Origin of the sequence: Inquilinus sp. Marseille-Q2685 (assembly GCF_916619195.1) — a bacterium.
Classification (GTDB): domain Bacteria; phylum Pseudomonadota; class Alphaproteobacteria; order DSM-16000; family Inquilinaceae; genus Inquilinus.
On record NZ_CAKAKL010000002.1, the window covers coordinates 1,375,288 to 1,397,877 of the forward strand.

At 69.8% G+C, this 22,590-nt stretch carries 17 protein-coding genes; 11 read left to right on the forward strand and 6 right to left on the reverse strand.

Annotated features, from left to right (window positions below; translation table 11 throughout):
* The first annotated feature begins 58 nt into the window (after positions 1 to 58).
* The gene (locus tag LG391_RS15620; protein ID WP_225768914.1) at positions 59 to 688 is read left to right on the forward strand and encodes a TetR/AcrR family transcriptional regulator; all 630 of its coding nucleotides are present in this window, start codon (positions 59 to 61) and stop codon (positions 686 to 688) included.
* Here LG391_RS15620 and LG391_RS15625 read toward each other — a convergent pair.
* The gene (locus tag LG391_RS15625) at positions 655 to 3,423 is read right to left on the reverse strand and encodes a DUF4082 domain-containing protein (RefSeq protein WP_225768915.1); all 2,769 of its coding nucleotides are present in this window, start codon (positions 3,421 to 3,423) and stop codon (positions 655 to 657) included. The genes LG391_RS15620 and LG391_RS15625 overlap by 34 nt on opposite strands.
* 273 nt (positions 3,424 to 3,696) lie before the next feature.
* Here LG391_RS15625 and LG391_RS15630 point away from each other — a divergent pair, with 273 nt between their 5' ends.
* From LG391_RS15630 to LG391_RS15665, 8 genes are all read left to right on the forward strand, one after another.
* A complete protein-coding gene (locus LG391_RS15630; protein WP_225768916.1) occupies positions 3,697 to 4,848 on the forward strand; it encodes an ROK family transcriptional regulator in 1,152 nt (383 codons plus the stop codon).
* Positions 4,849 to 4,907: 59 nt separating this feature from the next.
* Positions 4,908 to 6,146: a sugar ABC transporter substrate-binding protein gene (locus LG391_RS15635; RefSeq protein ID WP_225768917.1), complete on the forward strand. Its 1,239-nt coding sequence runs from the start codon at positions 4,908 to 4,910 to the stop codon at positions 6,144 to 6,146.
* Between the two features lie 4 nt (positions 6,147 to 6,150).
* On the forward strand, positions 6,151 to 7,074 hold the full coding sequence (locus tag LG391_RS15640; RefSeq protein ID WP_225768918.1) for a carbohydrate ABC transporter permease: 924 nt from the start codon (positions 6,151 to 6,153) through the stop codon (positions 7,072 to 7,074).
* The gene (locus tag LG391_RS15645) at positions 7,071 to 7,907 is read left to right on the forward strand and encodes a carbohydrate ABC transporter permease (protein WP_225768919.1); all 837 of its coding nucleotides are present in this window, start codon (positions 7,071 to 7,073) and stop codon (positions 7,905 to 7,907) included. The genes LG391_RS15640 and LG391_RS15645 overlap by 4 nt, the downstream gene beginning before the upstream one ends.
* Positions 7,908 to 7,945: 38 nt before the next feature.
* Entirely contained in the window at positions 7,946 to 9,220 is a 1,275-nt protein-coding gene (locus LG391_RS15650; RefSeq protein ID WP_225768920.1) for a Gfo/Idh/MocA family protein, read from the forward strand.
* 183 nt (positions 9,221 to 9,403) lie between these two features.
* Positions 9,404 to 10,573 carry an MFS transporter gene (locus LG391_RS15655; protein WP_225768921.1) on the forward strand — a complete coding sequence of 390 codons (1,170 nt, stop codon included), beginning with the start codon at positions 9,404 to 9,406 and terminating at the stop codon, positions 10,571 to 10,573.
* Between the two features lie 94 nt (positions 10,574 to 10,667).
* Positions 10,668 to 13,289, forward strand: coding sequence for an MMPL family transporter (locus LG391_RS15660; protein ID WP_225768922.1), 2,622 nt, complete (start codon positions 10,668 to 10,670; stop codon positions 13,287 to 13,289).
* Positions 13,290 to 13,653: 364 nt separating this feature from the next.
* Entirely contained in the window at positions 13,654 to 14,475 is an 822-nt protein-coding gene (locus LG391_RS15665; protein ID WP_225768923.1) for a VacJ family lipoprotein, read from the forward strand.
* Between the two features lie 44 nt (positions 14,476 to 14,519).
* Here LG391_RS15665 and LG391_RS15670 read toward each other — a convergent pair whose 3' ends face one another.
* Positions 14,520 to 15,137, reverse strand: coding sequence for an ABC transporter substrate-binding protein (locus LG391_RS15670; RefSeq protein ID WP_225768924.1), 618 nt, complete (start codon positions 15,135 to 15,137; stop codon positions 14,520 to 14,522).
* A gap of 304 nt (positions 15,138 to 15,441) precedes the next feature.
* Between LG391_RS15670 and ispH the strand changes: the two genes are divergently transcribed.
* Together ispH and hpnH are read left to right on the forward strand one after the other, a co-directional pair.
* Positions 15,442 to 16,380 (forward strand): 4-hydroxy-3-methylbut-2-enyl diphosphate reductase, encoded by a 939-nt coding sequence (ispH, locus tag LG391_RS15675; protein ID WP_225768925.1) that lies wholly within the window; start codon positions 15,442 to 15,444, stop codon positions 16,378 to 16,380.
* Positions 16,381 to 16,430: 50 nt separating this feature from the next.
* Entirely contained in the window at positions 16,431 to 17,582 is a 1,152-nt protein-coding gene (gene hpnH / locus LG391_RS15680) for an adenosyl-hopene transferase HpnH (RefSeq protein ID WP_225768926.1), read from the forward strand.
* Here the strand turns inward: hpnH and LG391_RS15685 are convergent.
* The 4 genes from LG391_RS15685 to hpnA form a co-directional block, all read right to left on the reverse strand.
* Positions 17,532 to 18,203, reverse strand: coding sequence for a nucleoside phosphorylase (locus LG391_RS15685; protein WP_225768927.1), 672 nt, complete (start codon positions 18,201 to 18,203; stop codon positions 17,532 to 17,534). The two genes, hpnH and LG391_RS15685, sit on opposite strands and share 51 nt — an antisense overlap.
* Before the next feature lie 207 nt (positions 18,204 to 18,410).
* A complete protein-coding gene (gene shc, locus LG391_RS15690; protein ID WP_225768928.1) occupies positions 18,411 to 20,366 on the reverse strand; it encodes a squalene--hopene cyclase in 1,956 nt (651 codons plus the stop codon).
* The gene (locus LG391_RS15695; protein ID WP_225768929.1) at positions 20,363 to 21,544 is read right to left on the reverse strand and encodes a glycosyltransferase; all 1,182 of its coding nucleotides are present in this window, start codon (positions 21,542 to 21,544) and stop codon (positions 20,363 to 20,365) included. Before LG391_RS15695 ends, shc begins: the two co-directional genes overlap by 4 nt.
* Complete coding sequence (hpnA, locus tag LG391_RS15700; protein ID WP_225768930.1) at positions 21,541 to 22,536, reverse strand: hopanoid-associated sugar epimerase; 996 nt, start codon at positions 22,534 to 22,536, stop codon at positions 21,541 to 21,543. Before hpnA ends, LG391_RS15695 begins: the two co-directional genes overlap by 4 nt.
* Between the last annotated feature and the right edge of the window lie 54 nt (positions 22,537 to 22,590).

A 22,590-nucleotide genomic window follows, 5' to 3' on the forward strand; every position in this document is an offset into this window, starting at 1 on the left:
CTATGCTTGACATGAGCGTCAAATTTGACATCGATGTCAAGAATGATCCGAGGCGGTGATGGCCGGCGTGCGGCGGTTCGATGAAGGCGAGATTCTGGCGGAGGCGCTGGACGTGTTCTGGCGCAAGGGGCTGAGCGCCACCACGATGCAGGACATCGCCCAGGCGACCGGCGTGCTGCGCGGTTCGCTCTACAACGCCTATGGCGGCAAGGAGGAGATCTTCCTGCTGGCCTTCGACGCCTATGCCGGCCGCTTCCTGGCCGGTGCCCGCAAGGCCCTGGAGTCGACGCCCGACCCGGAGCAGGCGCTGCGGACCCTGTTCGGCGCCGCCATCGCCAGCATGACCCGCGGCTCTCCGGCGCGCGGCTGCCTGAGCACCAAGACGGCGACGGAGCCGGCGGCGCTGGACGACCCGCGGCTGCAGGCGCGGCTGCGCGGCCTGCTGGACGGGCTGCGCGGCATCGTCCTGGCCGCGCTGTCGACCGATGCCGCCCGCGCCCGGCTGGCGGTGACGCCGGAGGAGGCCGCGGACCTGGTCGTCACCTTCACCCGCGGCCTGGCGGTGATGGAGCGGGTCTACCAGGACGCCGGCCATCTGGAGCGGATCGCGGCGGCGCTGGTGCGGACGCTGTTCCGCGAGCGCCGCCGACCCGTTCAATCCGGCACGAAGATCACATCCACCCAGTAGTTGGTGGCGTTGAACGTGTTGTTCGGGAAGCTGCCCGCCGCGCCATAGCTGTAGACGCCGTTCCCGCCGGCCGCCGCATCCGACGGCGCGGTCAGCGGGCCGTTGGTGTGCGCCGTGCCGAAATAGGCGCCGTTGGCGGAGTAGAACCCGTTCGAGTGGTAGGAGACGATGTAGGTCGTGCCCGGGGAGATCGCGAACGGGGTGGTGAGATAGGCGGTCTGCCAGCCGCTCGCCGTCTCGCCGCTGAAGGTCACGGTCGCCAGCAGCGAGCCGGCCTCCGTCCACAGCCGCCCCTGATGCGCCCCGGTGTTCTGCGGCCCCTTGTAGAAGCGGATGCCGGCGATCGTCCCCGCGACGCTGGTGGTGAACTTGACCCCGAGTTCCACCGCCGAGGGATCATTGACGGTGACGGTCGCCGGCACGTCGGACAGGGAGAACAGGCTGTCCCCCACCGGCGTCGCGCCCGGCTCGAACATCACGTCGATCCAGTAGTTCGAGCCCTGGAAGCTGGTGTTCGGGAAGGATGAGGAGGGGCCATAGGCGAAGACCCCGTTGCCGACGTCGGAATCCGCCAGGGCCGTCAGCGGACCATTGGTGTGCCCGCCGGCGAGGGCGTTGGCGTCGGCCGAGTAGAAGCCGTTGGTGTGGTAGGAGGCGACATAGATCGTGCCGGCGGTGATGTCGACCGGCGTCTCGAAGGTCGCCGTCTGCCAGCCGGTCGGGATCTCGTCCGCGAAGGTCACGCTGGCCAGGAGCGTGCCGTCGCTGGACCAGAGATTGCCGGTGTGCGGCCCTTCGTTCTGCAGGCCCTTGTAGAATTTCAGGCCGGTGACCGTGCCGTTGACCGTGGAGAGGAACTTCACGCCCAGTTCCACCCCGTTCGGGTCCTGGACGAAGACCGTGGCCGGCTGCTGGCCGAAGCCCCAGAGGCTGACGGTCGGGGCCGCGGAGACCGTCACCGCGACCCCGCTGCCGGGCGTCTCCATATTGACGCTGTCGTCGGTGGCGCGCGACTTCAGCGTGTAGCTGCCCGCCGCCTGGGCGGTCCATTTGTAGGTCCAGCTGGTCGTGCCCGTCGCCTTGCGCCAGGTGGCGCCGCCGTCGAGCGAGATCTCGACACCGGCGACCACGCCACCGCCGGCATCGGCCGCGGTGCCGGCGATGACCACCTGCTGGCCTTCCACCCAGGTCGCGCCTGCCGTCGGCGAGGTGATGGTCGAGCTCGGCGGGGTCGTATCGGTCGAGGCCGTGGCGGCGACGAGGCCCGGCTGCAGCGTGGCCGGCTGCACCCCCATGTCGGCGAACAGGTTGACCGTCACCTGCTGGACGATCGGGTCCGCGGGGGTGGGCTCGTTGTCGTGGTTCGGGTCGAGCCCCCAGACCCAGTAGACCGTGCCGGCGCCGAACACGAGGGCGCCGCTGGGCGCGCGGTAGAGCGTCAGGCTGTGCACGGCATCCCTGGTGCCGATCGTCGTGCCGTAGTCGCGGAGATAGGTGCTGACATTGACGGTCGAGAGCGACAGGTCGATCAGCCCGGCCGGGCGGGCGCCGTTGTCGCGGTCCTCGTCCCATTCATAGCCGAGATAGCCGGTGACCAGCGAACCGGTCTGGCCCGGCTGCAGGCTGGCGATCGTGGTGTTGCGCCAGAAGCGCAGCCGGGAATAGGCGTAGGGAATGTCGATCGTGTCGAGCCGGTAGGAATCGACCTGGAAGATCGTGCCGGTCAGCCCGTTCTCGGGCCGGCCGCCGTCGCCGGGCGGGCTGAAGCGCGGGTCGCGCCAGCTGCCGGTCCAGACCAGGCTGGGGTCGATCTTGGCATTCGCGCGCGATTCCTTGTAGCAGACCATGGTCCGGTACGGGGTGGAGCTGCCGTCGATGCTCGGCTCCCACCGGATCTTCCAGTAGCACTCGTTGCCGCTGAAGAAGGCCAGGTGAACGCCGGCGTTCCGCGCCGCCTCGACATTGGCCCGCTGGCCGGCCGACCAGTATTCGTCGTGGCCGACCGACAGGAGGATCTTGTAGGCCAGCAGCGCGGCCGCGTCGCGATCGGCGTCCACGCCGGTGGCGTAGGACAGGTCGTAGCCGTTCCGTTCCAGCCACCGGATCGCAGGGTATTCGGCGCCGAAGATCCAGTCCTGCGGGCCGCTCTGGAAATCGAAGCCGCGGGTGTTGTAGGGCCGGTTGTAGCTGACCTTGTAGGCGCGGCCCGGCGGCAGGTTGCCGCCGTAGAGGTTGTAGCCGCCCCAGGAATTGTAGGCCTGCCAGGTCGTGTCGGCGGTCATGAACAGGATGTCGCTGCCCGCCCCGCCGTCGCGCACCACGAAGGGCATGTGGTTGGCGCCCGCGGTCCCGTCCTGCCGGACCAGCTTGGCGATATAGAGGCCGGTCACCGCGTCGGACGGCACCAGCCAGGATGCCGAGACCGCCCAGTTGCCGGCATCGACCAGCCCGGTGCCGAGATCGACGATCGGGTCGGGCTGGACCTGGGCCGTGGTCAGCTGCACCTGCAGCGTCTTGACCTTCCGTGCCCCGTCCCCGCTGTAATAGCCGAGACGGTAGATATCGATGCGGTAGTCCGTCGAATCCGTGTCGACCTTGAAGCTGACCGTCTCGCCGGGGTCGACGCTGATGCTGGTGGCGAAGCCGACGATATTGGCGTCGCCGATCCCGTCGATATCCCATTCGCTCTGAGGATTGCCCGTCTTCTGGTTCTCGATGACGATCTTGTTCGTCATGCCCAATCCCTCCGTCTTTTCGCGCCGCGGCGCGGCGCCAATATTTTCGGTGCGGAAACAGGCGCGAAAATTTTCTTTCTGATTTTGGGAAAATTTCCATCAACGGTACCGCATGCGGACGATTCGAGTCCTGAATTTCCCGTAAGCTGGCTTCCTTCAAAGTACGTAGGCTTATTTCAGATTCAAAAATTAGATGGTTGTGATCTCCCCTTTCATGAAATATGAGTCGATCAAGCCGCAGGGGCCGGGAACAAAGTTCCACGCGGAGGGACGGTGGCGAAGAGCATGGGAGAGCTGGATCTGCGCGGGCGCTGGGGCGATGCCTCGGAGCTGCTGCGCCTGATCCATCGCCGCGGCGGCGTCAGCCGGATCGAGGCGGCGCGCGAGCTCGGCCTCAGCGCCTCGGCCATGACCCCGCTGGTCCGCACCCTGATCGGCCATGGCCTGCTGCGCGAGACCGGCGCCAAGGCGTCGGGCGGCGGCCGGCCCCGCGTCATGCTGGACCTCGACCCGGATTACGGCACGCTGCTGGGCCTGCATCTCGGCCCCGAATCGGCCCAGCTGGTGATCGCCGACCTGGCCGGCGCGCCGAAGCAGAGCCCGATCCCCCTGCCCGCCCCGGCCAATGACGACCCGTCGCCGCTGGTCGATGCCCTCGACCAATTGCGCCGCAGGGGCGGCCCCGGCTGGGACGCGCTGGCCGCCGGCGGCGTGGTGCTGGGCGAGGTCGGGCCGCGCCGGGCCGAGGTGATCGGCGCCGGCCGGCGCCTGACCGCGGCGCTGCAGGACGCCTTCGGCATCGGCGTCGCGGCCGAGACCCCGTCCAACGCCATCGTCGTGGCCGAGCGCATGCTGGGCCTGGCCCGGGCCTATGAGAACTACGCCGTGGTCAGCCTTCAGAACGAGATCGGCTCCGGCATCTCGATCAATGGCGACGTCTATCGCGGCAAGGGCCAGGCCGGCGAGATCGGCCACCTGTCGCTGGCCCCCTATTCCGGCGCCGCCTGCCGCTGCGGCAAATGCGGCTGCCTGGCGTCGCTGGCCTCGCTGTCCGCCATCTCGCGCCAGGCGCTGAAGCGCGGCCTGTCGGACGACATCGCCGTTCTGGCCCAGATCGCGTCGCAGGGCGATCCGGAGGCGATCGAGATCTTCGACTGTGCCGGGCGCTGGATCGGCCAGGCCCTGGCCCAGGTCGCCAACCTGTTCGACCTGGAGACGATCGTGTTCCGGGCGCCGCAGCCGGCGCTGAACATCTATCTGCTGAAGGCGCTGAACGAGAGCTTCCGCGCCCATGGCTACAACTTCGACGAATGCCGCACCGGGATCGTCATCAGCCCCGACGAGGGCGACGGCTATCTGCGCGGCGCGGTCGGCCTGGCGCTGGACCTGCTGCTGCGCCAGGGCGGGATGAGACGACCGCCCTGATCCCGCCGGGATCGGGGCGCCCCAAGCCAAGCAACACCAGCCAGCCACGGGAGGCTAACATGAACCTGCGCACAACGCGGCTCGGGCCGAGCCTTTGCGTTCTTGCCATCGCCGCCGGCCTCGCCGGGCCGGCCCTGGCCGAGGAGATCCGCTTCTTCATCCCCGGCGCCAGCGAGGAGCGGAACCAGAAGCTTCTGGGCGAGATCGTCGCCGGCTTCCAGGAGAAGAACCCGGACATCACCGTGAAGGTCGAAGGCGTGGGCTGGGATGAGGCGTTCCAGAAGCTGTCGACCGACTTCATCGCCGGCCGCGCCGCCGACGTCGCCTATATCGGCACCCGCAATGTCGCCGAATTCTCGATGATGGGGGCGATCCGGCCGCTGGACGGGCTGGTCGACGCCGAGACCCTGGGGCGGATCCCGGAGCCGCTGCGCGTTGCGGCCCAGTTCGGCGGCAAGCAGATGGCCGTGCCGATGGCCTTCTCGACCCAGGCCCTGTACTACCGCACCGACCTGATCCCGACCCCGCCCAAGACCTGGGACGAGCTGGTGGCCACGGCCAAGGCGGTGACCGAGAAGAACCCCGGCATGTACGGCTACGCCACCGCCGCGGCCGCGCATGTCACCCTGGTCAGTCAGTTCTTGAACTTCGTCTACCAGAACGGCGGCGAAGCCTTTGATTCGTCTGGCGAGACGAAGATCAACAGCCCCGAGGCGGTGGGCGCACTGCAGTTCTATGTCGACCTGTTCCAGAAGGACAAGGTCGTGCCCAACCCGCTGGAGCTGAACCGCGAGCAGCACCCGCCGCTGTTCGCCCAGGGCAAGATCGCGATGATGGTCAGCGGCCCCTGGGGCAAGGCGATCATGGGGCTGGACCCGGACAACAAGACCGCCCCCTACGCCGTGGCGCCGCTGCCCTGCGGCAAGAAATGCAAGGGCGAGCTGGTTTCCGACAGCCTCGCCATCTCCGCCAGGAGCGAGCATCCCGAGGCGGCCGGCAAGTTCGTCGCCTATCTGCTGCAGCCGGAGATCCATGCCAAATGGGACGCGACCAGCGGGCTGGTGCCGCTGCTGGCGGAGGAGGAGCAGCTCGATACCTTCAAGACGCCGTTCTGGCAGACCTTCATCGCCATGAAGGCGAACGGCTTCGCCCAGCCGACGCCGAAGGCCTGGCAGCCCTTCGAGAAGATCGTGGTCGAGGCGGTGCAGTCGGCGATCCTGGGCAAGGCGACGCCGCAGGAGGCGCTGGATGCGGCGGCGGAGAAGATCCGCAAGGCCCGCATCGAACCGCGCGCCTGACCCCGTGGTCGCGCTCGCCCCCACCGCGCCGCGGAGAGCTGCCCGAGCCCGGCCCTGGTCGCCGGACAAGGCGCCCTGGCCCTATCTGGCGCTGCCGCTGCTGCTGATCATCGCGCTGCTGGGCCTGCCGGTGCTGCGCATCTTCTGGCAGTCGGTGCACCATGTGGTGCTGACCGCGCCCTGGGAGGGCAACGACTTCGTCGGCGCCGAGAACTTCCTGGCGCTGGTGCAGGAGCCGGCCTTCCTGCGGACGCTGCAGCTGACGGTGGTGTGGACCGCCTGCTCGGTGGGGGTGAAGCTGCTGATCGGACTGGGCGGGGCGCTGCTGCTGCAGCGCCCTTTCCCCGGCCGCAAGGTCTATCTGGCGCTGCTCCTGCTGCCCTGGGTGACGCCGGCGGTGATCGCCGCCATCTCCTGGCGCTGGGTGCTGGACGGCCAGTCCGGCTGGATCAACGCCGTGCTGCTGGTGACCGGCGCGATCCGCGAGCCGATCTCCTTCCTCGGCCAGGAGACCACGGCCTTCATCGCCACCGTGGTGGTCGATGCCTGGCTCGGCATCCCCTTCATGGTGGTGACGCTGATGGCCGGGCTGCAGCGGATCCCGGATGACTATGTCGAGGCGGCGCGGATCGACGGCGCCGGCCCCTTGCAGATCTTCCGCCGCATCACCCTGCCGCTGCTGCGGCCGGTGCTGATGACCTGCGTGCTGCTGTCGACCGTCTGGACCTTCAACTCCTTCCAGGTGATCTGGCCGCTGACCAAGGGCGGTCCGGCCGGCGCCACCGCCACCCTGCCGATCCAGATCTACGAGACCGCCTTCGGCAGCTTCGACTTCGGCACCTCCTCGGCCATGGCCGTCGTGGTCTTCGCCATCCTGATGACGGTGTCGCTCCTGTACTGGCGCGTGCTGAAGGGAGGCGAAGAATGATGGCCCGCCGCCTCCTTCCCGAGATCGGCCGGCACGGCGCCCTGATCCTGCTGCTGGGCTTCCTGCTGCTGCCGGTCTGGGTGATGCTGAAGACCTCGTTCACCCCCTATGGCCGGCTGTATGTCTGGCCGCCGGAGTTCCTGCCGCGCAGCCTGGACCTCGGCAACTACGCCCGCGCCCTGTTCGGCCAGTACCGGGTGATCGAGGCGCTGGGCAACAGCCTGGTCATCGCCGGGACGGCCGCCGCGATCTCGACCAGCTTCGGCTTCCTCGGCGCCTACGGCCTGGCGCGGTTCCGCTTCACCGGCCGCACCACGTTGCTGTTCCTGGTGCTGGCGACGCAGATGCTGTCGCCGGTGGTCATCGTCATCCCGCTCTACGAGGCCATGATCGCGGCCGGCCTGCTGGACACCTACCTGTCGGTGATCCTGTGCGACACCGCGCTGGCCACGCCGATCGCGATCTGGCTGCTGCACGGTTTTCTCTTGGGCATCCCGCGCGAGCTGGAGGAGGCGGCGATGGTCGACGGCTGCACGCGCCTGAAGAGCCTGTGGCACATCATCCTGCCGGTGGTGCGGCCGGGCCTGGCGATGACCGCGATCTATACCTTCATCCACGCCTGGAGCGACCTGATCTTCCCGCTGGTGATGCTGACCGACGACGGCAAATGGCCGGTGACCCTGGCCCTGACCCGCTTCGTCGGCGAGAACGTGATCCGCTGGGACACTCTGATGGCCGCCGGCGTCGTTACCACCCTGCCCGCCGCGATCCTGTTCGCCCTGGTCCAGAAGCACTTCACCCGCGGCCTCGTCGCCGGTGCCGTGAAGGGCTAGCCTCCACCTCCATCGTTCGAGCCTGAAAGCCAAGACCGATGTCCAAATCCCTGAAATCCCAGCAGATCCGCGTCGGCGTGATCGGCGCCGGCAACCGCGGCATCGAGGCCTATGGCGACTACATCCGCCGCCGGCCGGACATGGCGCGGATCGTCGCCATCGCCGATCCGCGGGCCGACCGGCTGCAGGACGCCGCCGCCCGGCACGGCCTCGGCGCCGAGCACCTCTATGCCGACTGGCGCGACCTGCTGGCGCGCGAGACCGAGCTGGACGCGGTGCTGATCACCACCCCCGACGCGCTGCATCTCGAGCCGGCGCTGGCCGCGATCCGCCGCGGCCTCGGCATCCTGCTGGAGAAGCCGATCTCGCCGACCGAGGAGGAGACCCGCATCCTGGCCGAGGCCGCGAGGGAAACCGGCGCGGATGTGACCGTCGCCCATGTGCTGCGCTACACCGCCTTCTTCTCGCGCATCAAGGAGATCCTGGACCGCGGCGTGATCGGCCGGCTGGTGACGCTGCGCCAGACCGAGCACATCGGCTACTGGCACTTCGCCCACAGCTTCGTGCGCGGCAACTGGCGGCGCGAGGCGGAGTCGAGCCCGCTGATCCTGGCCAAGACCTGCCACGACCTGGACATCATCCGCTGGCTGGCCGGGGCGCCCTGTCTCGAGGTCTCGTCCTACGGCTCGCTGGCGCATTTCCGGCGCGAGAACGCGCCCGACGGGTCGACCGACCGCTGCGACGAGGGCTGCAAGGTCGAGCGCGTCTGCCCCTATTCCGCCCAGCGCATCTATCTCGAGAAGTTCAAGCCGGCCGATGCCTGGCCGCACAAGGTGCTGAGCCTCGACACCTCGCCCGACGGCATCCGCGCCGCGCTGCGCGAAGGGCCCTATGGCCGCTGCGTCTATCGCTGCGACAACGACGTGGTCGACAACCAGGTGGTGGCGATGCGCTTCGCCAACGGCGTCAGCGCCACGCTGAACGTCAGCGCCTTCACCGCCGAGAACACCCGGACGTTGCACCTGATGGGCACCCATGGCGAGATCGCCGGGCATCTGGAGAAGAACGAGATCACGGTGATCGACTTCCGCACCGACGACGTCACCACGATCCGGCTGACCGCGACCGGGGACGGCGGCCATGCCGGCGGCGACGACCGGCTGATGGCCGAGTTCCTGGGCCGGCAGATCCAGCGTCGCGGCCGCAGCCAGGTGAACGTCGCCCTGACCTCGCTGGAGGAATCGCTGGACAGCCATTTCATGGCCTTCGCCGCCGAACGCTCGCGCCGCACCGGCACCGTGGTCCGGCTGTGACTCGGATGAATCCTTGAGCGGCCAGAGCCGGCCCGCCCGTTTGCGTTGCCTCTCCCGCCTGGCGGGAGAGGTCGACAGCGCGCAGCGCTGGCGGGTGAGGGCTGGCACCGGCCTCGACAAACTCCCCTCACCCGGTCTCGCTTCGCGAGCCCGACCTCTCCCGCAAGCGGGAGAGGCAAAACTATGAGCCGCCCCTCGGACGGCGTCTCACGCCCCGCGGGCGACCACGGCCGGCTGCGCGCGGTCGCCGCCCTGTCGGCGCATTACGGGGTCAGCGGCATCCTGACGCCGTATTTGCCGGTGTGGCTGGCGGCGAGCGGCCTGGCCGCCGACGCGGTCGGCTGGACCATGGCCGCGGGATTCGCCCTGCGCGCCGTCTGCATCCTCGGCTTCGGCATGGCCGCGACCCTGCTGCTGCCGGCCGGCCGCCTGGCCGCGGGCGCCGCCGTCTGCGCCGCGCTGGTGCTGGTCGCGGCGCCGCTGATCGGCGACCCCGCCGTCATCGGCCTGCTGTCGGTCCTGGCGGTCGGCCTCGTCTACGGCTCGATCCCGCTGATCGAGAGCTTCGCCAACACCGTCACCCTGCGCGGCGGCCACGGCTACGGCCGCATGCGGGCCTGGGGGTCCTTCGCCTTCCTGATCGGCAATGTCGGCATGGGGGCGCTGCTGACTTTGCCGGACGGCGCGGCGCTGCTGCCCTATGTCACCGCCGGGCTGCTGCTGTGCCTGTGCCTGGCGGTCCTCGGCCCGTCCTGGCAGCCGCCGACGCCGCGCCTCGACCCGCGCGCCGGCGCCGCGGCCCTGGCGGTGGCGGCGCCGCTGCTGGCGCCGGCCCTGCTGCTGCAGGCGTCGCACGCCTTCTACTATTCCTTCGGCACGATCTGGTGGATCGACCACGGCGTCGCCAGGGGCAGCACCGGCATCGTCTGGGGCGCCGCCGTCGCCGCCGAGATCGTGGTCTACCGCTATGCCGCCCGGCGGCTGGAGACGATCCCGCCGGCGACGCTGCTGGCGGCGTGCTGCCTGGTCGCGATCGGCCGCTGGCTGGTGCTGTCGCTCGATCCGCCTCTGCCCCTGATCATTCTCAGCCAGCTCGGCCACGCCATGACCTTCGGCGGCGCCTATCTGGCGGCGCAGACCGTGATCCGCACCCGGATCCGGCCGGAGCTGCACTACATGGCCCAGGCCGGCTATGCCTTCCTGACCACCTTCGTCGGCCTGGCCGGGACCACCGCGCTGATCCCCTGGGCGCTGCGCGCCACCGGGGCCGATCCCTGGCTGCTGATGGCCGCGATCGCCGCGGCGGCGCTGGCCTGGTTGGGCCTGGCCCGCCTCGCCCGCGCTGCGCCATAGTGCAGCCCCGGTCACCGGACGGCTTCCTCGCACCGGCGAAGCAGGATACAACTCCGCCGCCGCCTGTCCTTGCCATCATCGAAAAGCAGACCGCGTGCCTGCCTCCAAACTGTCCGCGACCCGTGCCCTGGTCTATCTGGGCGCCTTCTGCCAACGCCGCGCGCTGTGGGTGATCGGCACGGCGCTGGTGCTGTCGGTCTGCGCCGTGCTGGTGGTGATGCAGCGCCTGTCGATCAACACCGACACCGGCACGCTGCTCGACCCCGACCTGCCCTGGCAGCAGGACAACGCCGCTCTCGACAAGGCGTTTCCGCAGAATGTCGGCCTGCTGGCCATCGTCATCGACGGCCAGACGCCGGAGCTGGCGGAATCCGCGGCCGTGCAGCTGACCAAGGCGCTGGCGGCGGAGCCGTCGCTGTTCAGGACCGTCCGCCGCCCGGATGGCGGGCCGTTCTTCGACCAGAACGGCATCCTGTTCCTGTCGCTGAAGGAGGTGCAGCAGACGGCGAACGACATCATCGCCGCCCAGCCGCTGATCGGCGGCCTGGCGGCCGACCCGACGCTGCGCGGGCTGTTCGGCGTGCTCAACCTCGCTCTGCAGGGCGTGCAGATGGGCCAGGCCGAGCGGTCGCAGATGCAGCCGGCCTTCACCCGGATGGCGGCGACGATCGACGCCAACCTGACCTCCGAACATGTGGTCCAGCCGCTGTCCTGGCAGTCGCTGCTGTCCACGGCCCCGCCCTCGCCGCGGGCCCTGCGCCGCTTCGTCCTGGCGCAGCCGGTGCTCGACTACGGCGCGCTCGAGCCGGGGGCGAAGGCCACCGGCTTCGTCCGCGCCACGGCGGAGAAGCTGCACCTGACCCCGGATTACGGCGTCACCGTGCGGCAGACCGGCAACATCCCGCTGAACGACGACCAGTTCGCCAGCGTCAGCGAAGGCATCGGCCTGTCGACCACGGTGTCGGTGGTGCTGGTGCTGGGGCTGCTGCTGCTGGCCCTGCGCTCCTTCACCATGACCGCGGCGATCATGGTGACGCTGTTCGTCGGGCTGCTGATGACAGCAGCCTTTGCGGCCCTGGCGGTGGGTGCCCTGAACCTGATCTCGGTCGCCTTCGCCGTGCTGTTCGTCGGCATCGCCGTCGATTTCGGCGTGCAGCTCTGCATCGCCGTGCGGGCCAAGCGCACCACCGCGCCCAACCTCTTCGCCGCCACCAACGCCGCGATCCGCCGCGTCGGCGCCGCCCTGGTGCTGGCCGCGCTGTCCGCCGCCAGTGGCTTCTTCGCCTTCCTGCCGACCGATTATCGCGGTGTCTCCGAGCTCGGGCTGATCGCCGGCGTCGGCATGCTGATCGCGGTCGTGCTCAACCTGACGCTGCTGCCGGCCCTGCTGGCGGTGCTGCCGGTGCGGGCCGAGCCGCGCGAGGTCGGCTGGACGGAGCTGGCCCCGGTCGACCGCTTCCTGCTGAAGTACCGGCGCTGGGTGCTGGCCGGGGGCGCCGTGCTGGCCCTCGGGTCGCTGGCGCTGATGCCGCGGCTGAGCTTCGACTTCAACCCGCTGAACCTGGTGGATCCGCACTCCGAAGCGGCCTCGACGATGCTCGAGTTGATGCGGGATCCGCTGACCACGCCGAACACCATCGACATCCTGACCCCGTCGGTCGAGGCCGCGGCGGCGCTGACGCCGAAGCTGCAGGCGCTGCCCGAGGTCGACACCGTGCTGTCGCTGAACAGCTTCGTGCCCGGCGACCAGGAGGCCAAGCTGGCGGTCCTGTCCGACCTCGCCCTCCTGGTCGGCCCGGTCCTCGACACCCCGATGGTCGAGGACAAGCCGTCCGACGCCGCGCTGCGCGCCACCGCCGTGAAGATCGCGGCCACTCTGCGGCAGATCGCGCCGGAGGCCGACAGCCCCGAGCGCCGCCTGGCCGACGGGCTGAACCGGCTGGCCAAGGCCGATGCGGCCACCATGGCCCGGGTCAGCCAGGCCCTGCTGGGCGGGCTGCCGACGATGCTGGACCGGCTGCGGCTGCTGCTGTCGGCCCAGCCGGTGACCCTGGCCGACCTGCCCAAGGACCTGAAGGAGACCTGGGTCTCGCCGGACGGCCAGGCCAAGCTGACGGTGTTCCCCAAGGGCAACGCCGCCGACAACGCCGTGATGGAACGCTTCGTCGACGCGGTCCGCGCCGTCGCGCCGCACGCCACCGGGACGGCGGTGACGATCCAGGAATCGAGCCGGACCATCGTCGGCGCCTTCATCACCGCCGGCATCCTGGCGACCGTGATGATCGCGCTGCTGCTCGCGGTCGCGCTGCGCCGGCTGCGCGACGTGCTGCTGGCGCTGACGCCGCTGCTGCTGGCCGGGCTGCTGACGCTGGCGGCCACCATCGTCACCGGCCTGCCGATCAACTTCGCCAACATCATCGCCCTGCCGCTGCTGCTCGGGGTCGGCGTCGCCTTCGACATCTACTTCGTCGTCAACTGGCGCGCCAGGCGCGGCGAGCCGCTGCAGTCCAGCACCACCCGCGCCATCGTGTTCAGCGCGCTCACCACCGGCTCGGCCTTCGGCGCCCTGTGGCTCTCGCCCCATCCCGGCACGGCGGGGATGGGCGAACTGCTGACGATCGAGCTGCTGTTCACCCTGTTCGCCGTGCTGGTGTTCATGCCCGCCCTGCTGGGCCCGCCGGTGCCTTTGCCGCGCCATCCTTCGGCCAAACCGTGAAGCCAGGCTTCACGGAGCATCCGGATCAGGGCCGGTGACGGCCCGCCCGAATGGACCTAGTCTCGCCCGGCCGCCACGATGCGGCCCCCGTCGGCGCCCGGGTTCCGGCGCCCGGATCGATGCGGTCTGGCGGAGGGGAACAAAGTTTTTCGTCAGGTGGTTGTTGCCGCACAGGCCGCAGGATATTGTTCGTATTGTAACTTTCTTTTCCGCCGCGGGATCGGGTCGACCCGGACCGCGGCGGAAACGTGCCAAGCCGCCGGTCTCCGGCGGACCAAGATCACCGACTTTCGGATTTGCTTACGGGATCGGACCGGACATGCCGTTGCGCTCACGTGGATCCTCTCGCCCCCTCGCCCTCGGCATGGCCGTGCTCCTCGCCGCCACCGCGCTGAGCGGCTGCGCCACGCCGCCGACCGATCCCGCCCAGCGGGCGGAGTTCGACCGGATCAACGATCCGCTCGAGCCGATGAACCGGGCGATCTTCGACTTCAACCAGGCGCTCGACAAGAACGCCATCCGTCCGGTCGCCATCGCCTATCGCGACGTGGTGCCGGAATTCGCGCGCGACGGGCTGCACAACGCGCTGCAGAACTTCGGCGAGCCGGTGGTCTTCCTGAACAAGGTGCTGCAGGGCGAGCCGATCGCCGCGATCAAGACGCTGCTGCGCTTCGCGGCGAACTCGACCTTCGGCCTCGGCGGCTTCTTCGACGTCGCCACGCCGCGCGGCGTGGTCCGGCAGCAGGCCGGCGATTTCGGCGCCACGCTGTACAAATGGGGCATCGGCGACGGCCCGTACCTGATGCTGCCGCTGCTCGGCCCGTCCAACCCGCGCGATGCGGTCGGCTTCGCGGTCGACACGGTCAGCAGCCCCTGGGGCTACATCGTCGACATCCCGACCGAGGCCAGCGTCGGCATGTTCGTGTTCCGGGGCGTCGACGTCCGCTCGCGCACGGTCGACGCGACCGACGAGCTGGAGCGCAACTCGGTCGACTACTACGCCACGCTGCGCAGCGTGTTCCGGCAGTACCGGCAGGCCGAGCTCGACGGCGGACAGGCCCCGTCGGGCGGCGGCGATCTCTACACCGATCCCGCCGCGGCGGGGGCGGCCGGCGGTGCGGCCGCACCGGCCGCAGCCGGCGCTGCCGGCGACATTCCGGCCTCGCAGCTGCCGGACATTCCCTGACCGACAGGACGGGCGGGAGTGATGCTCCCGCCCCGCTCGCCGGCTTACCGTTTCGGCGTCAGCTCGGCGATCTTGCCTTCGATCAGCTTGATCAGCGCGTCGCCGCCGCCGCTGCGCAGGGTCGCGCCGAACTCGGACCGGTAGTTGGCGAGCTGGCTGATCGTGCCGTTCAGGTACACGTCGATGATCTGCCAGTTCGGCCCCCGCAGGCGGTAGTTCAGCGGCACCGGCGCCGCGTTGGGCCGCACCAGCCTGGTGTTGACCACCTGGTCGCCGCCGCTGACCGGCTTGGCGTCCTCGCTCTGGAAGCTTTCGCCGCTGTAGCCGTCGAAGCGGGCGGCGTAGGTGGTGATGCTGAAGCGGCGGAAGGCGTCCGTCACCTTCTGCTGCTGGGCCGGGGTCAGGGACGACCAGTCCGGGCCGACGGCGATTCGCGCCATCAGCGGCAGGTTGAACGCCTGGTCGAGCACCGGCTCGAGCTTCTGATACCGCCCGCGGAAGCCCAGCGAATCGGCGTTCTTCATGACGTCGAGCAGGGCGTTGTCGAGGGTGTCGACGACCTGGCGCGGCTCCGCTGCCTGGGCCGGCAGCGCAGCGAAGGACAGCGGCGACAGAAGCGCGAAGGCCAGGACAAGGCGTCTGGAGAAGGCAGGCGAGCGCATGGTTGTCTCTTCCGATTCGGACGTTGGGGGCCGCCGGCATCCGGCCTGCGGCGCGGCGCGATCGCCCCATGATGGCTTCAACCCGCCCCTTTGCCGAGAAGTTCCGAACGCCGCCGCTGCGGAAATTGGCTGTGACGGCCAGCACATCGGCCGATTCAGTCAATTTGATAAATATCGATCGCGACTCATTGCACGTCCCGCGCGTAGTCACCTTAGTGACACGCAAAGTTGGCGCGTTGTATGGTCCAATTGAGAGCGATTCACTCTGGCGAACCTCAGCGCCCAGCCGGAACACAGGTGCGGAATGCGGATCATCTTGGCCCAGCCGCGAGGCTTTTGCGCCGGCGTCGAGCGGGCGATCGAAATCGTCGAGCGGGCGCTGGAGATCTTCGGCCCGCCCGTCTACGTCCGGCACGAGATCGTGCACAACCGGCACGTGGTCGAAAGCCTGCGGGCGAAGGGCGCCAAGTTCGTCGACGAGCTGGATGAGGTGCCGGCCGGCAGCATCACGATCTTCAGCGCGCATGGCGTCTCCCGCTCGGTCGAGGAAGATGCGGAGCAGCGCGGACTGCAGGTGATCGACGCGACCTGCCCGCTGGTCTCGAAGGTGCATATCGAGGGCCGCAAATACGCCGCCCAGGACCGCACCGTCATCCTGATCGGCCATGCCGGCCATGCCGAGGTCGAGGGCACCACCGGCCAGATCCCGGGCGGCGTCACCCTGATCTCGACGGTCGAGGACGTCGCGGCGCTCGAGGTGCCGGATCCGGAGCGGGTGTCCTACATCACCCAGACCACGCTCAGCGTCGACGACACCAAGGCGGTGATCGACGCGCTGACGGCGAAGTTCCCGGCGATCGTCGGCCCCGACACCAAGGACATCTGCTACGCCACCCAGAACCGCCAGCGCGCGGTGCGGGAGCTGGCGCAGGTGGCCGACGTGCTGCTGGTGGTCGGCGCCCGCAACAGCTCGAACTCGAACCGCCTGCGCGAGATCGGGGCCGAGCTCGGCGTGCCGAGCTATCTGATCGACGACGCCTCGGCGCTGGATCCGGCCTGGCTGGTGGGCAAGCAGGCGGTGGGCATCACCGCCGGCGCCTCCGCCCCCGACAGCCTGGTGCAGGAGCTGGTCGAGACCCTGCGACGATATGGCGAGGTCGAGGTCTCGACCCTGAACGGCGTCGATGAGAATATCCGTTTCCGCCTGCCATCCCAATTGACCGCACCGGTGCCGGCCGAGTAGCAAGCACCGTTTGGCTCGGTTTTTCCGCCGACAGTTTCGCGAAGGTCCCCATGGGTATCCCGCTTCAACAGCAGATCCGTATCGGCGCTTACCTTCTGAAGAACCACCTGATGGGCACCAAGCGGTACCCGATGGTTCTGATGCTGGAGCCGCTGTTCCGCTGCAACCTGGCCTGCGCCGGCTGCGGCAAGATCGACTACCCGGACGAGATCCTGAACCAGCGCCTGTCGGTGGCCGAGTGCCTGCAGGCGGTGGACGATTCGGGCGTGCCGGTGGTCTCGATCGCTGGCGGCGAGCCCCTGCTGCACAAGGAGATGGCGGAGGTGGTGCAGGGCATCATCGCCCGCAAGAAATACGTCTACCTGTGCACCAACGCGCTGCTGATGGAGAAGAAGCTCGACCAGTACAAGCCGAGCCCCTACTTCATCTGGTCGGTGCATCTGGACGGCGACCGCGAGGACCACGACCGGTCGGTGTGCCAGGACGGCGTCTACGACCGCGCGGTGAAGGCGATCAAGGCGGCCAAGGAGCGCGGCTTCCGGGTCAACATCAACTGCACGCTGTTCAACAACGCCGATCCGGAGCGCGTCGCCAACTTCTTCGACGACGTCAAGGCGATGGGCGTCGACGCCATCACGGTGTCGCCCGGCTATGCCTATGAGCGGGCACCGGACCAGCAGCATTTCCTGAACCGCCAGACCACCAAGCAGCTGTTCCGCGAGATCTTCAAGCGCGGCGACAAGGGCCGGCGCTGGTCGTTCAGCCAGTCATCGATGTTCCTCGACTTCCTGGCCGGCAACCAGACCTATCACTGCACCCCCTGGGGCAACCCGACCCGCACCTATTTCGGCTGGCAGCGGCCCTGCTACCTCCTCGGCGAAGGCTACGCCCAGACCTACAAGGAGCTGATGGAGGAGACGGACTGGGACAAGTACGGCACCGGCAACTACGAGAAGTGCGCCAACTGCATGGTGCATTCGGGCTATGAGGCCAGCGCGGTGAAGGACATGTTCCGCAACCCGCTGAAGGCCTTCATCGTCGGCATGCGCGGCATCCGCACCGAAGGGCCGATGGCGCCGGAGATCCCGCTCGACCGACAGCGCCCGGCCGAATACGTGTTCTCGGCCCACGTCCAGAAGGCGCTGGAGAAGCTACGCCACACCCCGAAGATGGCTGCCAAGGGTGCCGGCGGCGGCAAGTAAGGCCTTCATCGCCGCGCTGCTCTGCCGCCCCAGGCGGATCAGCGCCGGCAGCTGACCCGGGCTGCGGGCCAGGGCCCGCAGCACCGGCCCGATCGCCGGGCGCCCCTCCGCATCGAGGCCGACCAGCGCCGCCGGCGGCAGGCCATGCGCCGCCGGGTCGGCCACGGCCCGCAGCACGCCGAAGGGCAGCCCGGCCTCCGCCGCGGCCCGCGCCACCGCGGCGCTCTCCAGATCGACGACGGCGGCGCCGCTGTCGCGGTGCAGCCAGGCCTTGGCCGCGGCGGTGTCGACGATGACGTCGCCGCCCCAGATATCGCCGCGAACGGCGCCGGGCAGCGCGGCCGCGAGCCGGGCCGCCAGGTCGGGATCACAGGGGTAGGTCGCCGCACCCGTCGCTACGGATGCGCCGATCACCAGCTCCCCGGTCGCCAGCCCCGGCGCCAGCCCGCCGGCGATGCCGAAGCTGAGCAGCGCGGTGGCCCCCTGCCCGACGAGCTCGTGCGCCAGCCGCTCCGCCCGGCCAGGATCGCTGGCCGAGCAGGCGACGAGCGGCGAGATCCGCCGCGCGATCTCCGCCTCCTTCGCCAGGCCGGTCAGGACGCCGAGCATGCGAGTGGCCAATCCAGGAATCCTCCCCCTCCCCCTGCGGGAGGGGTAGGGGGAGGGGGTTGTCGATCGAGGGGCGCCCCAGCGGCCGATCAAGAGCCTGGCCGCTCGCGAGCGAAATGTGAGGCGCCAGCGCTACTCGGCGCGAGCCCCCTCCCCCTACCCCCTCCCGCAGGGGGAGGGGGAGGATAAGAGGGGGCGGCTGCTCTTGGCCTCGACGGCTCACATCCCGACCTCGACCCGGCCGCTGTTGCTGTCGCGCAGGCGGCGATAGCGGGACAGGGCCCAGGTCGGGAAGAAGGCCGGATAGCCGTGGTACCGCAGGTAGAACACCCGCGGGAAGCCGACCGCGGTGAAGCTCGGCTCGTCCCACAGCCCGTCCGCGCGCTGATGCGCCGACAGCCAGGCGACGCCGCGCTCCACCGCCGGGTGCCTGGCCTCGCCCGCCGCCATCAGCGCCAGCACCGCCCAGGCGGTCTGCGACGCGGTCGAGGTGGCCGGCGTCATCTCCGGCTTGCCCTCGTAGTAGCTATCGCCGCTTTCGCCCCAGCCGCCATCCTCGCGCTGCTGCGCCGCGAGCCAGGCGACCGCTCGGCGGATCATCGGGTCCTGCGGGTCCATGCCGATGGCGTTGAGGGCGCACAGCACCGACCAGGTGCCGTAGATGTAGTTGGTGCCCCAGCGCCCGAACCAGGAGCCGTCGGCCTCCTGCTCCCGGCGCAGGAACTCCACGCCGCGGGCCACCGCCGGGTCGTCGATCCGCCGGCCGAGTTGGCCCAGCATGCTGAGGCAGCGCGCGGTGACGTCGGAGGTCGGCGGGTCCAGCAAAGCGCCGTGGTCGGCGAAGGGGATGTGGTTCAGGTAATGGTAGGTGTTGTCGACCTCGAACGCCGCCCAGCCGCCGTTCCGGCTCTGCAGCCCCAGGATCCATTCGACGCCGCGGTCGATCGCCTCGCGATAGCGCTCCGGGTCGGCGCGGTGCATGGCCATGACCACGACCGCGGTGTCGTCCAGGTCCGGGTAATGCGCATTGTTGTACTGGAAGGCCCAGCCGCCCGGCCGGACGTCCGGCCGGCGTTCGGCCCAGTCGCCCTTCACGTCCAGCCCCTGGCGCGGCACCAGCCAGTCGAGCCCCCGCTTGGCCCGCGCCACCGCCTCGGGGTCGTCGGATTCGAGCAGGGCATGCGCCGTCAGCGCCGTGTCCCAGACCGGCGACAGGCAGGGCTGGGCATAGGTGACGCCGTTGACCGTGTCGACCAGCTTCTCCACCGAGGCCCAGGCGATCTGCAGGTCCGGATGGTCGTCCGAATACCCCAGGCATTTGAACATCATCACGGAGTTGGCCATGGCCGGGTAGATGGCGCCCAGCCCGTCCTCGCCGTTCAGGCGTTCGGTGACGAACTCCACCGCCTTGCGGATCGACTTCTGCCGCCGCGGGAAGAACGGCTCGATCGGCCGCAGCACCCCGTCCAGCCGGCGGAAGAACCGGCCCCAGAAAGTGCCGTCGACATGGACGTGCCAGTTCTTCACCTGCTCCGGCGGCTCGACCATCAGCTCCTGGATCGACAGCGCCCCCGGATTCACGGGCCTGGGCTTCTTCGCCATGATCACCAGCAGCGGCGCGATCACCGTGCGGCTCCAGTACGACACCTTGTTCAGGTGGAACGGGAACCAGGACGGCAGCACCATGATCTGCACCGGCATCACCGGCACGGCGCGCCACGGCACCTGCTCGAACAGCGCCAGCAGGATGCGGGTGAAGACGTTGGATCGGGCGGCGCCGCCGGCGGCCAGGATGGCGGCGCGGGCGCGGGCCATGTGCGGCGCGTCCGGGTCGTCGCCCGCGGCCTTCAGCGCGAAATAGGCCTTCACGCTGGCGCTGATGTTGAACGGCCCGTCATGCCACAGTGGCCAGCCGTCGTGCGTGTCCGACTGGATGCTGCGGATGTAGTCGGCCAGCTTCGCCTCCTTCTCCCGGTCGACCACGCCGAGGAAGTGCTTCAGCAGGATGTATTCGGCCGGGATGGTGGCGTCGGCCTCCAGGATGAAGGCCCAGTGGCCGTCCTCGCGCTGCAGGCCCAGCAGCCCGCCGACGCCGCGGCCGATCGCGTCGTCGAGGCTGGCGCGCGAGGGCGCGGCGAGGTCGTCGGTCCGGAAGGAAGGGCTGTCGATGTTCATCGGGACGGGTCTGACGGCTGACGGGACAGGGAGGCGCCGGGCTGGTCGTAGACGCGGCCTTTCCAGGCCCCGCCGACGCCGGCCCAGTGGCGCCGCGCCGAATCGATGGTGGCGCCGAGATACACCAGCGCCGCCAGCGGCAGGAAGGGCGCCCAGAGCGGCGAGCGCCGGTAGAAGCGCAGCATCGGCAGGTAGGCGGCGCTCATGATTCCCCAGGCTGCGAATGCGATACAGCGAGCCGCCCCCTCCCCCAGGATGGCCAGGGCCGGCGGCGCGACATAGGTGACGATCAGCCCGGCGACGGTGCCGAGCAGCAGCCAGGGCGAATAGCGCAGCTGGGTATAGGCGGTGCGGGCCACCATGCGCCAGATCTCGCCGACATCGCCATAGACGCGCAGGCTCTCTGCTTCGTCGGTGAGGTCGAGGCGGATCTTGCCGTTGCGCTTCAGCGCCGCCGCCAGGGTGCAGTCGTCGATCAGCGCGTCGCGGATGGCGGCGATGCCGCCGATCCGGGCCAGGGCCGTGCGCCGCACCAGCATGCAGCCGCCGGCGGCGCCGGCGGTCGCCTTGTCCGCCCGGTTCACCCAGGCGAAGGGGTACAGCATCTTGAAGAAGAAGACGAAGGGCGGGACCAGCCAGCGCTCGGCGAAGTCGATGCAGCGCAGCCGCACCATCAGCGACACCAGGTCCAGCCCGTCCGCCTCGCCGCGCGCCACCAGCTGCGCCAGGTTGCCGGGGCGGTGGACGATGTCGCCGTCGGTCAGCAGGATCCAGCGCGCCTCGGGGTCCACCCGCTCGGCCGCCGCGACGCCCTGCGACACCGCCCACATCTTGCCGACCCAGCCGGGCTGCAGCGGCGCGCCGGAGATCACGGTCAACCGGTCGGCGGCGCCGGCCGCCTCGGCCGCGGCGCGAGCGAGGTCGGCGGTGCCGTCGATCGACTGGTCGTCGACCACCACCACCTGCAGCCGGCCGGGATAGGCTTGCCGCAGCAGCGAGCCGACGGCGGCGCCGATGCCCTCCGCCTCGTTGCGCGCCGGGATCACCACCACCACGCCGGGCCATTCGGCCGGCGGCGGCGCCGCGGGCGCGGTCTCGGCCTCCCAGAACCGGCCCTGGAGCAGCCACAGCTTGAGCCACGCCGCGAGGCTGGCCAGCGCGAGGATGAGGCTCATCATTTCAGGTAGCCGTTGCCTCGGAACCAGTCCAGCGCGTCGACCAGGGCCTGGCGGGCCGGCCGCGGCCGGTAGTCCAGCGCCGCGCGGGCCTTGTCCGAGGAGAAGTACATGGTCTTGCGCGCCATGCGCAGCGCGTCGCGCGTCACCATCGGCTCCCTGCCGGTGAAGCGCGACACGGCCTCGGCCGCCAGCGCCACTGGCCAGATCGGCCCCAGCGGCAGCCGGATCTTCGGCGCCTTGCGGCCGACCAGGCCGGCGATCTCGGCCAGGATGGCGGAGAGCGCGAAATCCTCCCCGCCCAGGATGTAGCGCTCGCCCGGCACGCCGCGGGCGAAGGCGGAGAGATGGCCCCGGGCGACGTCGTCGACATGGACTAGGTTCAGCCCGGTGTCGACGAAGGCCGGGATGCGGCCGGTCGCGGCCTCGACGATGATCCGCCCGGTCGGCGTCGGCTTGACGTCGCGCGGCCCGATTGGGGTGGAAGGGTTGACGATCACCACCGGCAGGCCGGTCTCGGCCGCCGCCTCGCGCGCGGCATTCTCGGCCAGGAACTTCGAGCGCTTGTACAGGCCGATCATCTGGCCTTCGGTCGCGATCGTGGTCTCGTCCGCCGGCCGGCCATCCGCATGGTGGCCGAGCGTCGCCACGCTGGAGGTGTAGACGGCGCGCGAGACCCCGGCCGCCGCCGCGGCGCGCAGGATCGCCGCAGTGCCCGCGACATTGGTGCGCAGCATCGCCTGAGGCTGGGGAACCCACAGGCGGTAGTCGGCCGCGACATGGAACAGCGCGGTGCAGCCCTTCAGCGCCGGGACCAGCGAAGCCGGGTCGTCGAGGTCGCCCGTCACCGGCTCGGCATCGAGCCCGGCGAGGTTGCGGCGGTCGCTGTTCGGGCGCACCAGCGCCTTGACCCGATGGCCTTCCGCCAGCAGCGCGCGGGCCACGGCCGAGCCGACGAAGCCGGTGGCTCCGGTGACGAGGGCGATCTCGCTCATTCGTCCCTGCGAGGGTCTGCCGGAAGCTCGGCCTGTCGCGGCACTGTCATCATG

Bases quoted from the DNA above. Each gene is read 5' to 3' on its own strand.
- LG391_RS15620 (WP_225768914.1), top strand. From the start codon at position 59: ATGGCCGGCGTGCGGCGGTTCGATGAAGGCGAGATTCTGGCGGAGGCG.
- LG391_RS15625 (WP_225768915.1), bottom strand. From the start codon at position 3,423: ATGACGAACAAGATCGTCATCGAGAACCAGAAGACGGGCAATCCTCAG.
- LG391_RS15635 (WP_225768917.1), top strand. From the start codon at position 4,908: ATGAACCTGCGCACAACGCGGCTCGGGCCGAGCCTTTGCGTTCTTGCC.
- LG391_RS15645 (WP_225768919.1), top strand. From the start codon at position 7,071: ATGATGGCCCGCCGCCTCCTTCCCGAGATCGGCCGGCACGGCGCCCTG.
- LG391_RS15650 (WP_225768920.1), top strand. From the start codon at position 7,946: ATGTCCAAATCCCTGAAATCCCAGCAGATCCGCGTCGGCGTGATCGGC.
- LG391_RS15655 (WP_225768921.1), top strand. From the start codon at position 9,404: ATGAGCCGCCCCTCGGACGGCGTCTCACGCCCCGCGGGCGACCACGGC.
- LG391_RS15665 (WP_225768923.1), top strand. From the start codon at position 13,654: ATGGCCGTGCTCCTCGCCGCCACCGCGCTGAGCGGCTGCGCCACGCCG.
- LG391_RS15670 (WP_225768924.1), bottom strand. From the start codon at position 15,137: ATGCGCTCGCCTGCCTTCTCCAGACGCCTTGTCCTGGCCTTCGCGCTT.
- ispH (WP_225768925.1), top strand. From the start codon at position 15,442: ATGCGGATCATCTTGGCCCAGCCGCGAGGCTTTTGCGCCGGCGTCGAG.
- hpnH (WP_225768926.1), top strand. From the start codon at position 16,431: ATGGGTATCCCGCTTCAACAGCAGATCCGTATCGGCGCTTACCTTCTG.
- shc (WP_225768928.1), bottom strand. From the start codon at position 20,366: ATGAACATCGACAGCCCTTCCTTCCGGACCGACGACCTCGCCGCGCCC.
- LG391_RS15695 (WP_225768929.1), bottom strand. From the start codon at position 21,544: ATGATGAGCCTCATCCTCGCGCTGGCCAGCCTCGCGGCGTGGCTCAAG.
- hpnA (WP_225768930.1), bottom strand. From the start codon at position 22,536: ATGAGCGAGATCGCCCTCGTCACCGGAGCCACCGGCTTCGTCGGCTCG.